The organism is Siphonobacter sp. BAB-5405, from assembly GCF_002872335.1.
Classification (GTDB): Bacteria; Bacteroidota; Bacteroidia; order Cytophagales; family Spirosomataceae; genus Siphonobacter.
This window is the reverse complement of the sequence record NZ_NJAG01000002.1, coordinates 64586-76922: the sequence shown is the minus strand read 5'-3', so window position 1 is coordinate 76922 and position 12337 is coordinate 64586. Positions and strand designations below refer to the sequence as shown.

The 12337-nt window shown below is 47.1% G+C and carries 8 protein-coding genes; 1 reads left to right on the top strand and 7 read right to left on the bottom strand.

Annotated elements, in window-relative coordinates:
* Nucleotides 1-458: 458 nt before the first annotated feature.
* Nucleotides 459-869, bottom strand: a complete 411-nt coding sequence (locus tag BWI97_RS01410) for a helix-turn-helix transcriptional regulator (RefSeq protein ID WP_094810374.1) — start codon at nt 867-869, stop codon at nt 459-461.
* Nucleotides 870-1153: 284 nt separating this feature from the next.
* A complete protein-coding gene (locus BWI97_RS01405) occupies nt 1154-1972 on the bottom strand; it encodes a 2,3,4,5-tetrahydropyridine-2,6-dicarboxylate N-succinyltransferase (protein ID WP_094810376.1) in 819 nt (272 codons plus the stop codon).
* A gap of 770 nt (nt 1973-2742) precedes the next feature.
* Between BWI97_RS01405 and gap the strand changes: the two genes are divergently transcribed.
* Nucleotides 2743-3738 carry a type I glyceraldehyde-3-phosphate dehydrogenase gene (gap, locus tag BWI97_RS01400; protein WP_094810378.1) on the top strand — a complete coding sequence of 332 codons (996 nt, stop codon included), beginning with the start codon at nt 2743-2745 and terminating at the stop codon, nt 3736-3738.
* A 60-nt stretch (nt 3739-3798) separates the two neighbouring features.
* On the opposite strand, the gene BWI97_RS01395 is transcribed toward gap, so the two are convergent.
* The 5 genes from BWI97_RS01395 to BWI97_RS01375 all read right to left on the bottom strand — a co-directional run bounded on the left by BWI97_RS01395 (nt 3799) and on the right by BWI97_RS01375 (nt 12300).
* Nucleotides 3799-5085 (bottom strand): folylpolyglutamate synthase/dihydrofolate synthase family protein, encoded by a 1287-nt coding sequence (locus BWI97_RS01395; protein ID WP_102199766.1) that lies wholly within the window; start codon nt 5083-5085, stop codon nt 3799-3801.
* 61 nt (nt 5086-5146) lie between these two features.
* The gene (locus BWI97_RS01390; protein ID WP_094810382.1) at nt 5147-6076 is read right to left on the bottom strand and encodes a hypothetical protein; all 930 of its coding nucleotides are present in this window, start codon (nt 6074-6076) and stop codon (nt 5147-5149) included.
* Between the two features lie 122 nt (nt 6077-6198).
* A complete protein-coding gene (locus BWI97_RS01385; protein ID WP_102199765.1) occupies nt 6199-7287 on the bottom strand; it encodes an SPOR domain-containing protein in 1089 nt (362 codons plus the stop codon).
* A 272-nt stretch (nt 7288-7559) separates the two neighbouring features.
* On the bottom strand, nt 7560-9260 hold the full coding sequence (locus BWI97_RS01380) for a hypothetical protein (RefSeq protein ID WP_102199764.1): 1701 nt from the start codon (nt 9258-9260) through the stop codon (nt 7560-7562).
* A 31-nt stretch (nt 9261-9291) separates the two neighbouring features.
* Nucleotides 9292-12300 (bottom strand): tetratricopeptide repeat protein, encoded by a 3009-nt coding sequence (locus BWI97_RS01375; RefSeq protein ID WP_158242657.1) that lies wholly within the window; start codon nt 12298-12300, stop codon nt 9292-9294.
* Between the last annotated feature and the right edge of the window lie 37 nt (nt 12301-12337).

The following is a 12337-nucleotide window of genomic DNA, read 5'->3' as shown; positions in this document are numbered from 1 at the left end:
CAGCCAGTTACGAGTTCCTACTGCATTTCCCTTACATAGGATCGTTCTTGGCCCTTCCAAGGTATGGCTGGTCGTTAATGAGATCAATCCAGCGGGACTACCTAATCAATAAAGGATAATTAGGCAGATCTCATGAGCCCACCGTTCGGGTCTTAGACAGAATGAATGAGCTCGTGTGGGTTATTGCTCGCGTTGGAATTCATCATGAGGCAATCATACCTCAACCCCTTTGGAGGCGTCACTTTATGAAGTTAACTACACACGGAGTCCAATAACCCGTGATCGAAGACCTTCTAGGAAATACAGCGAATAACGAATAAGCTCATCAAGTAGCTGACATCTCAAGTCCGCTCGCTTCGGCACTCAGAATTGTATACTTTAATAAATGAACCTATATTGAATGAATATTCATTTTTAATGAGCATACATTAGTGAATAGTTAAAGAATCCGGATATGCCTACATAATTTCCTGCCAGGTCTGGTCAGAATAAAATACAATCATTTTGACGACATGTTTGGTATCAAAGGCATGATTGTCGTCCACGCGAGAATGAGCTAGATCCGGCTTTCCTACGAATGCATTTCGTTTAGCGGATTCTGGGAGCTTTGCTGCGGCCGGAAATTCAGTAATAAAGGAAGCCGGCGTTTGGGGTATATTTCGTTGCTCCGGCGAATCATCGCAAAGCCATTCATACGTAATTTCAGGATACTGCTTGACAACCTTTCGGGCAATATCCATACTGAGTCGGTTACGCTCAGAAAGAATATGAGAAATACTAGATCGGGGAATTCCGATCGTATCGGCAAATTGAGCAGCGGTTAAATTTTTGGATTCCAGTAGATGAAGGATCTTCTCTTTGTCAGTCATAAGAGTAACAATTGTGACTTATTACTGGATCAAAGGTATTTTACTTTTGTGAATTATCCAAATCACAGTATAAACAGTTGTAAATTTATAAATGTAAATAAGTAGAAACTAATGTAAATTTACTTTTGTGTGTATTTTTACGCTTGCAACTAATTGATTATCAATGTAATTTATTATTGTAAATAATATGATTTATAAATGTAACACCATTGTAAGAGAAGTAGCTTAATAAAAAAGGAGGGCATCTACCCTCCTCTATTCATTCATTAGATGTAACGCGATACTTATACCGCTACGTTGTTTTCACGTAGAGCCTGATTTAGGGATGTTTTCAGATCCGTACTTTCTTTACGTTTTCCAATAATGAGTGCACACGGAACCTGGTATTCGCCCGCCGGGAATTGTTTGGTATAGCTACCTGGAATCACGACGGAGTTTTCAGGAACTCTTCCGATGTACTCAACCGGTGATTCGCCTGTAACGTCAATGATTTTCGAGCTACCAGTAATCACTACACCAGCTCCTAATACGGCTTTTTTACCAATATGGGCCCCCTCTACTACAATACAACGGGAACCAATGAAAGCCCCGTCTTCAATTATTACAGGTGCTGCCTGGGGGGGTTCGAGTACGCCACCGATGCCAACACCTCCGCTTAAATGCACGTCTTTTCCAATCTGGGCACAGCTACCAACCGTAGCCCAGGTGTCGACCATCGTACCACTATCTACATAGGCACCAATGTTAATATAGGAAGGCATTAAGATAACACCTTTAGAAATGAAAGAACCGTAACGAGCAACGGCAGGCGGTACCACCCGTACACCCAATTGATCGTAGCCAGTTTTCAATTTCATCTTGTCGTGATACTGGAAGATACCTACTTCCTGTACTTCCATAGATTGAAGGGGGAAATATAAGACGATTGCCTTTTTTACCCATTCGTTAACTTGCCACTCTCCATTAGTAAGTGGTTGGGCAACTCGAAGCGTACCCTTATCAACTTGTTCTACGACTTGCTGAATGGCGTCTTTAGCAGAAGCGGTACTTAACAATTGACGATCGTCCCAGATTTGTTCGATCGTAGTTTGCAATTCATTCATGGTGTAAATATATATTTACCGTAAAGGTAAGACGAAAGGTCGAAATGAAGTAACGTCATTTTGTCACTTTGTAAAGTACAATAAAAGGCCATACAATGGTTGAATATTTTATAAAGATCATTATACTTAATCAACAGATTGTTAGAGTATTAAGTAGTATATTAGATTTTCTTATGGATGTTATATAGTGCAATTTAGAATATTATTTTCCTTGGTAAGAAAGGATTTTGATTATCAGTGCAACGTAAGATAATCCTTGAAGATACACGTAATATCGATCAATAAACGAGGATTGAGTCTCGCCTACTCTAATTAATAAAAATATAATACCAGACCAATTCATGCCTGCTGAGTACTAGAGAATGGTTTAAATGAACTTGTGCCCAAAGCAATTTATTTGATAGGCTCAGAAGCTATAGGTAGTAGTGTATAGAGGCTGTTTTTTTATTTTGCCTTATAATAGTGTACCTATTCTTCCTTAAATAGATTCCTCATTGGATTATACGGCTAGTTCAAATCAGATAGAATCGTTTCTTTCTTCATTCTAATCTAGAACGTACAAACAACGTCGCTACTTTAGTTAGTATAAAAATCAGCCCATTTACTAAAAAATGCTAATTACTAAATAGCTTATTGCTAAAAATTAAAATATACTAAAAATCGATACTGCTGTTACTAAAATAGGCTCTTTTGTATTACTAAATATTGAAATTCCACCAAATCAATTAATTTCTTTAATATTGCAACGAAAACCATAATCTATTTTCAACATGGCCAAAGTACGTGTCGCAATCAACGGGTTCGGACGCATCGGAAGACTCTCCTTCCGTCGTTTATTGGAAAAAGAAAACGTTGAAATTGTTGCTATCAATGATTTAACAGATAACGCAACCTTAGCTCACCTCCTTAAATACGATTCAGTGCACGGTAAATTCGCCGGAACCGTTGAATCAGATTCAGAGAGCCTCACCGTTAACGGTAACAAAATTCACGCTTACGCTGAACGTGACCCAAAATTACTTCCCTGGGGAGATCTCAATATTGACGTAGTTATCGAATCAACGGGTCGCTTTGTAGATGAAGCAGGTGCTGGTCAGCACCTGACGGCCGGAGCTAAGAAAGTAGTAATTTCTGCTCCTGCCAAAGGAAACGTAAAGACGGTCGTATTGGGTGTTAACGACGATACACTGAACGCGGATGACAAAATCATCTCTAACGCTTCATGTACGACGAACTGCTTGGCCCCGATGGCGAAAGTAATCGACGACACCTTTGGTATCGAAAAAGGTTACATGACTACGGTACACGCGTATACGGCTGATCAGAACCTTCAGGATGCCCCTCACAGCGATTTACGCCGTGCTCGTGCCGCTGCTCTTTCGATCATCCCGACTTCTACAGGTGCTGCCAAAGCAATTGGACTGGTGTTACCTAACCTGAAAGGTAAACTGGATGGTTCTGCACTCCGCGTACCTACTCCTACCGGCTCTGTAACCGATCTTACGCTCGTATTGAAGAAAGAAGCTACAGCTGAAGAAATCAATGCTGCGATGAAAGCTGCTGCTGAAGGCCCCATGAAAGGATACCTGTTCTATGCAACAGATCCTATCGTATCTGCCGATATCGTAGGCGATTCTCACTCTTGTATCTTCGACTCAGAATTAACTTCTAGCCAAGGTACACTCGTGAAAATCGTAGGTTGGTATGATAACGAAGCTGGTTACTCCAGCCGTATTGCTGACCTGGTAGCTAAAATTGGTGCTTAATTACTGATAGCATTCGGTTTTAAATAAAAAAACCTACGTCTTTCGACGTAGGTTTTTTTATTACAATTCATTGAGATCTGCCACCACAAACGTACTTCCGCCCACCACAATTAAATCCCTAACCTCTGCGTGAGTACGAACGTAAGCCAGTGCTTCATTTACATCAGGTATGGTTTCTCCACGTAAACCGTGCTTAGCGGCTAGTTCCTTCAATGCTTCCGCTGGCAAAGCCCGGGGCGTTGAGGCCTGACAGAATACGTATCGGGCCTGCGTTGGATATAAGGGAAGAATTTTTGACAAGTCTTTATCCGCTACAAAGCCCAGTACAAACCACAAATGCTCATAATTGATGGAAGCAATCGTTTTAAACACCTCCCGAATACCGGGTTCATTATGGCCCGTATCCGCATAAGTTAAGGGCTGTGTAGAGAGCTGCTGCCAGCGTCCTTTCAAACCCGTCAAGGGTACTACGCAACCCAAAGCTTTCTTCATATTTTCCGGTGTGATCACATACCCTGATTGAGTCAGCACACGCGTCGTTTCCAGTACCCCCAGAACATTCTTAGCCTGGTAACTTCCCAAAAGATCCAGTGCTACAATTTGAACCGCTTTCATTGATTCGATGGTAAGCACTTTCTTTCCTTCCTTTATTTCTTCGGTTTGTACGGTATATCGATCCGAAGCAAACGTCAAAGGAGCCCGCAGAGTATCGGCTTGAGTCTGGAATACTTCGTCTGTTTCGGGTTGTCGTTCACTAATGACAACGGGTACCCCTGCCTTCATAATACCCGCTTTCTCCGCGGCAATTTTAGGCAGGGTATCCCCCAGAACGTCGGCATGGTCCCAGCCAATATTCGTAATTAAGGCTACCTCCGGTACGATTACATTCGTAGAATCCAGTCGCCCCCCCATACCTACTTCAATCACTGCAACGTCTACTTCCTGCCGGGCAAATTCGTAAAAAGCTAAAGCAACACTTAATTCAAAGAAGGATGGCGTTACCGATTGAATAAACATTCGGTTCTCCTCCACAAAAGCAACGACCCGCTCGGGGTCAATGGCCACGCCATTAATCTTGAACCGTTCGGTGTAATCTTTTAAATGGGGCGAAGTATACAATCCCGTCTTGTAACCCGCTTCCTGCAAAATGGCCGAAAGCATGTGCGAGGAACTCCCCTTTCCATTGGTCCCCGCCACGTGAATAGTCTTAAACTTCCGATGGGGGTTCCCTAAATGTTCCAGTAAGATTTCGGTCGTAAGCAGACCGGGTTTATACGCCTGCTTACCTGCCAGGTGAAAGACGGGCAACTGCTGATACAGATACGCGAGGGTTTCCTGATAAGTCATCGTTAAAAAAAATGCGTACAGACTGCACGCATTTTACTAGTACTATGAATGAATTGATTTTCTATTGTGAACGCACGACAAAGGTAATCGTTCCTGAAGACTGAGCGGCCCGACTGCCGGAAGCGTTGGTCGGTACAAAGTCCAGGCGTTCGATTTCTCGTTCGCATTTTCGTACGTCGGCCGGACTAAGCGTACTTTCCACGACCGATTTGGAAATCAGGTTCCCGTTTTCATCAATTTTGATACGGAAGACTACTTTTCCATCCGAAGTCAGTCCCTGCGGACTCGGACGACGGCTCCAGGTCCAGCCCGTCAAACTCAGGGAGGAGCCATTGCCACCCCCGCCCCCAGTTCCTTTGCCGTAGAGACCCCGGCCATCTACTTTACCGTCTGGACTGCCGTAATCGCCTACGCCTTTATTACCCGCCGGGCCATTATTGTTGCCCCCCGGATTGTCACTCGTCCCATTCGTGCCGTTTGATTTCGCTTTCCCGTACAATCCCTTCGTATCCACTTTGGGTTGTTCGACAGGTTTTTCAGCGGGTTTGGCCGGAGCACTTACTTTCGTTTCTACGGGCTTCGTTTCTTTTGGTTCGGGCTTGGGAGCCACCTTCACCGGACTTTCCGTTTTAGCCGTCTTTAAGGGGGCTTCCGGAGCTTTTACCACAGGTTTCTTAACGGGTACGACCTCCTTTACTTCGGGTTTGCGTACCGTACGTTCTTCGCGTACCTCTTCCTTGGCTGGCTTTGATTCCTCCCGATTGGGTAGACGACTGGGTTTGTTGTGCGTTTGTATATCGCCACTGCCCAGTACCCCGTTGCCCAGGTTCGCTAGCTCAATGCCGACCATCGGTTCGGGTGGAGGCGTCAATTTCCACATCCCCACGAACCATAACAGCAAAAACAAAAGAACGTAAATGACCGTCGTGACTCCCAGAGCCACCGAGCGATTTTTCCGTTCTTCCTGTTCGATTTGGGCCGTTGTATTCATACCGATTCAACTATTTTTTTAAGAACGCGAATTTGATCAAAATGTTACAGACCTGTATCCTGTACCAACAAAAAACCAAACCCGGCAGAGTTTGGTTTTAGTCGTGGATCGATTTTCGAGGCTTAGTCAGCCAACGATTTCAGAATCCAGAGATTGTTATGAAAATGATTTCCAATGTTACGGGCCTTTTCCTGAGCTGCCGCCGCGGTGGGTAACTGATCGCCAACGACTACTTTCACCAGACCTTTGCGGGGACGGAACATCTGTACGCGGAACCCATCGCCTTCCAGTTGTTTCTTCATCACCGTAGCTGACTTCACTCCACCAAAGCTTCCGGCTACGATATAGTATCCTTTGGCCACTTCTGCTCCTTCGAGTGTCTTCACCCGGGACGGAACCACCAGGAACTTCATGGTATTTTTCTTGGCTACTTTTACTTCCTCTTCTGCAACGGGAGCAGCTACTACGGGTTGGGGCTTCACCACGGGTTGAGCTACTGCGATGGGTTGAGCCGGCTGTTTGGGCAGTACGACCGCTACGCTCTCCGCCTTTTTCGCATTCAACCAGGAGAAATCAAGGGCCGATACGGGGTTCATACTACTCAGTGTCGTTTTATGCTGACCCGTCATCCAGGCTCCTACCAGCGTCACCGCCATGATAACAACGGCCGCCGCCGCCCAACGGCTTAATCGTTTCACGGGCGTAGTGCTTACCGGTAGCGGGGCAGGTAATTCCTCTACTTCGGGTTCCAGGATCGCTGGAGCCGTCGAAGGAGTTACCGCAGCTTTGGCCGTTCGCTTGTACGCCGGCGTAAATTCGCCTAATCCAAAGCTTTCTCCGTGGAAATTGATCTTTCCAGCGGGCTCAAACACCAGCTTACCTTCCACGTTCTGCGTAAACACCCCCAGCTGATCAAATTGATACTGCTGTTGCTGGCGAATCTGCGAACGTACCTGATCCACGAATGCCCGCACTTTTACCTTGACCTCTTCGCGAGACCGATTTTCAACAGTAGCTACATAATTGGTCAGTAAACCATCGTCAAACTGTAACATCTCGTTGAACACGAGCCGTTTCCGCGGTGGTAAGACTGAGCCACTGGGTAAAAACGTCGCAGAATCAAAATTGCCGATAAAGCCCCCGAATTCCGGGATAACGACGCAATCTTGTTCGAAAAGCAGTTTTTTGACGTGTTCAGGAATAGTAGCCATGCGATTATGCGAGGTTGAAACCGTGAATAGCTGATTTTGAAAGGACTGCGGTCAGGCAGGTCATTTCAAGGTTTAAAGGTAGGCTACACTACCACAAAAATCAAACCGCATTTTTGAAATAATTTCCCTTCCGGGCTCATAAAGGCCTTTTTTACTCCACTAACCATTGAAGTAATCTGGGCTAAGGGTACGCATTTTCAGCGGATTACAAAAAAAGTCCGCTCAAGGAGCGGACTTAAAAATTTATAAAAAATAAACCCGTTTATCTTTCACTAAAACTGGTACGATACGCCCGCCAGGAAGTTCACCCCCTGCTGTTTGTAGTACTGATAGCGTTCGTAGTTTTTACCAAGAATGTTATTGATACCCACAAAGCCCGAGATCCGATCGGTGATCAAATAGGTCGTCCGCAGGTTCAGGTCAAAAATGGCCGGTAGTTTACGAACCTGCTGCGAAACGGGATTACGTCCCTGCAGACCCGAGATCACGTAAAAATCCGTCGCTACAATCAGCTTCTTATTAAAGGTAAGCGTATTGCTCCAGGTAGCCGTGAAGTTCGGACGGTGCCAGGCCGTTTCCAGTTGCTTGAGTTCGTACCCGTATACATCGAACTTGAGGAAGGACCGCCACCAGTCTTCGTGCTGGTAGTTCAGTTGCCCGGATACATTGATGACATTAGACATCCCTCGGTCCAGGGGCTGATCGTAGAGAACTTCGAAACGGGAGGTATCACGACCCGAGTTATTAAAGACATACAGATTCCGGTAGCGACCGAAAGACACCTTCGCCTCGTAGCTAAAACCGCCCGCAATGAGTCCCTTCGTACCCAGGTAAATGTCGTGTACTTTCTCCGTATTCAGCAGTCGAACATTAGGAGCCAGGAATTGATTTTCGTCAGTCAGGCTGGCCAGCGTATTCCGGTGTACGTCTCCCTGATAACCCGCAAAAATGTGAATATCCTCGACGGGCATCAGATCCAGTTCCAGCACGGGATAGGCATGCGTGGGTTTGGTCAGCTCGTTCAGGTTGTCCGTTTCGTGTACAACGTTGATTCCCGCCAGTACGCTAAAACGATCGGTACGGTACTGGAATGTCGGTTTGATGCGGAATAAGTTCCGACTATTGGTTAATGAATCATTCCGCTGGGTTACGTAGGCATCACCGGCCAGGTGAGCAAAGAACTGAGCGTTGATGGGAAAGGTAGCCTTCAGATTAGTACCCCAATCGTATTCATTCGCCTGGGTGAAGGTACTCAGCGTCCGTAAGCGGGTCTTGATCGAATAATCAATCACGGCGTCCTTCTTCGTGTTTTCAATACCAATCCCTACGTTGAAGTTATTGAGCGTTTGCCGGATGTTTTCCCGCGTGGGCGTTTCCGGGGTCCGCTGATAACCGTAGAAGTAAAACTGATTGCGATCGTACCCAATACTACCGTCGAGTTTGAAGCTGTTCGTGGCGTACTTACCCCCCACCTGAATGAGTTGTTGACTCGTACCGGAGTTACGACCATCTACGGGACCAGTAGCCGTGGAGTTATGACGAGCCTTGATGTTAATGCCATACGGCAGGTCATTCCGGGAATTCACATTGGCCTCCGCGTAGAAGCGTCCGTAGTTCCCGGCTCCAATTTTCACTTCGGAATTATACAAAGCTTCATCATTCTGCGATTTGGGCAGTTCCGTCACGACGGGATTGAACTTCTGCGGAGCCACCATCAATTTCTGATCGGTGAACTGGTACTTCAGGGGCTGACGGTTGGGACGGGCGGCCTGACTAGCGGGAATTTTCTCGAAGTTCCGGTTTTGGGTCGTCAACGAGATTTTCCGCTCGCGGACAATATCAATTTCCCCCGATTGAATTTCGCCTTCCGCTGGCGTAACTTTTCCTTTATTCTGAGCAACCGCCGCAACGCTCAGTAAACTCACCAGTCCCAGCGAGTGGATAAAATGGCGAATTGTGATGTGATGACTCATAGTTCGATACAAAGATCTTCAGTGATAGGTTTTATTTCAGAGCAGCCAGTTTTTTGCGAGCTTCCTCCACGATGGTTTTATCCTCGGCTCCTTCGATGATCGTATTGAGCAGAGCTTTGGCCTGGAATGCTTCGTTCAGACAGACGTACACATCCGATAGCAACAGGAAACCCCGGTCAATCCACTGCTGATCGGTAAACTGCTCTTTCAGCTCATTGATAATCTTATCACGGGATTCTTTACATTTCTTTTCCTTGTACAGAATCAGGGCTACGTTGTAAATCGCTTCGGCCCCGTAGGAATCCTTGGCGAGTTTAGCCGTTTTCTCAAATTCTTCGATGGCCTTCTTCGAATCATTCCGGGCCAGGGCAATCTTACCCGAAAACAGCTGAGCCCGGTTCTGAGCACCCATCACGGCGTTTCCTCCGTTGATCACGTCTTTGGCGTATACGGAAGAAGAGTCGTACTTGGCGAGTTTGTAATACGCATCCATCAAACCCAGCTGAGCGGCCACCTGATCCTTTTTGTTGGTGGAGCTACGTAACAGGGTTTGGTAGTTACTGACGGCTCCCCGGTAATTTTCGTTCTGGTATTCCAGCTCAGCCGCCCGTTGAGCTGCCCGTCCGACAAACTGCGTCTTATTATCCCGGATAACGCGGTAGAAGTACTGCAGAGCACTGGTACGGTCTTCGGTGCGATAGTACGAATCCGCCAGGTAATACAGAGCTTCGGGAGCCGAGCTACTGTTGGGATACTTTTGCAGAAATTCCTGAATGGCGGTAATGGCCTGAGCGTATTTCTCGCTGAAGTACATGTTCTTGGCCGCGTCGTACTTGATCTTCTCCAACGAGCCATCCGAAGGATTGCTTTGTTCGTAACCCTTGATGATCGAACTAAACTCTTCCGGACGACCCACGGAATTCAAGGCATCCTGTACACCCAATAAAGCCGACTCGGCACTCTTGGAGGTAGCGTACTTGGTTAGAATTACCTGGTAATCGGCAATGGCTTCGTCGTACTTCTTCAGGTTACTGTAGGCAATTGCCCGTTGCAGATAGCCGGCGTGCAGAATGGGACTCTGGGGTTGCCGCTGAATCAGGCGGGTAAACTGGCTTACGGCACCCGTGTAGTTCTGCTGGTTGAGTTCGACCATTCCCAGCTGGAACATCGCATCATCCACGTAAGCGGAATTGGGATACTGATTCAGTAACTGGTTGAGGGTCGTACGGGCCTCCGCGTATTTGTCCGTGTAGAGAAGCGAAATTCCTTTATTGTACAAAGCATTGTCTTTGTCCGACTTTCCGGTCACGACGACCTGATCATAAATCCGGGTGGCCTCATCGTAGCGTTTGGCCACCAGATACGTATCGGCCAGCCGAATCATGGCATCTTCGTAATTCCGGCGATCTTCGGCGGGCAGTCCCCGAACGGCGTCAGTATAGGCTTTAAACTGCGTAGAAGCCTTATCGTATTCCCGCGTATTGTAATAGGCATAACCTAGTCCGTATCGGCTCCGGATGCGGAAATCAGGAACAATGGTCGAGTTATCCGAACTCGCAATGAGCTGGGTATACTGCGGAATCACCTCGGCGAACTTCTGCTGGGCGGATATGGCTTCCGCCTTCCAGAAACGGGCGGCAACGGACAGATCCCGATTGTCGGTATACTTCAGTGATTTATCAAACGAGACGATGGCCTGATCAAAACGTTCCGCATTAAAGGCATTAATGCCCAGGTTGTAGGCCGCCTGCTGGTACTGATTGCGTTGTTTGACCGTCAGGTTACGCTCCTTGTCCAGATAATCCAGAATCAGAGCGTAGTTATTGGAAAGCAGTAAGCCTTCCCCCCGTAGTTCTTTACTTTCGTTGAGGTAGGCACTGTTGGGATACGTCTTGATGAACTGATCGAATTCCTTGACCGACTCATTTCCATTACCCAGATCCAGCTGTACCTTGGCGTGGTTGAAGGCCGCATCTTCCTGTACGGATGTATTGAAGCTCAGTTTGCGGGCCTGATCCAGAGCCGCCAGCGAGTACTGGAGGTTTTCCGTATTCAGATAGCTGATGCCCATGTAGTACGACGAATACTGACCCACGGTATCTTTCGAAGCGGCCAGCGGTTTCAAGGCAGCGATGGCTCCGTTGAAATCGTTTTGGCGATACAGGGAATACCCATACCGATACGCCGCCGGAACGGGCAATTTACCACCCCGGAAGTTCGTGTGCATTTTATAGTACTCGGCTGCTTTGGCGTAGTTTCCTTTCTGGAAGTAGACATCGGCAACCAGTAACGACAACTCGTCGAGTCGCTTGCCCGATTTGTTACCTTTCCGTAAAATGGGCTCGGCGTAGCTCAGCAGCGGATCGTATTGGCCCTGCCGATAGTACGAATGGGCAATCCAGCCGGGTACTTCATTACCAAAGTCCTTGGAGTTTTCAATGCGGCGAAAATCGGAAATGGCCGCCGGATAATTGCCCTTGTTGTAGGCAATGACGCCGGAGTAATAGCTGGCCGCCGACGCGTATTCACTTCCTCCCACCTTCACCGGATCGAAGGCTTTCAGAGCCGCTTCGTAGTTCTGGTTATAGTACTGAGCCATCCCCAGTTTAAAAGCGGCTTCGGTACCACTGGCTTTCTCCAGGTACGGAATGGCTTTCGCATAATCGCCACTGTTGTAATAAAAATTGCCCAAATCAGCGTAAAGCTGACGGGCCGCCGGATGGTCCCCGTGGTTTTTGATGAATCGCTCGGCCAGAATTTCGGCTTCGGCCTGATTCAGATACAGGGCCGACATGGCAATGTAGTACTCCGCATTGACGGCATTAAGGTCATTGCTCGTCAGCAGGCCTTTGTTGGTTTCGAGGAAACGCTGAAACTCCTGACGGGCGGAGGCGTAGTTTTTCTTTTCGACAAACTCGATACCAGATCGATAATGTACATCGGGTGTGGTGTAATTGAGTGTATTCTGGGCCCACAAAGCCTGACCCGAATACAGCGATAGTAGGCACGATCCCACCAGGGACAAGCGACGTGTACGCATAGAAATAGGCTGATTGATTAACATCCGGAACTTTACT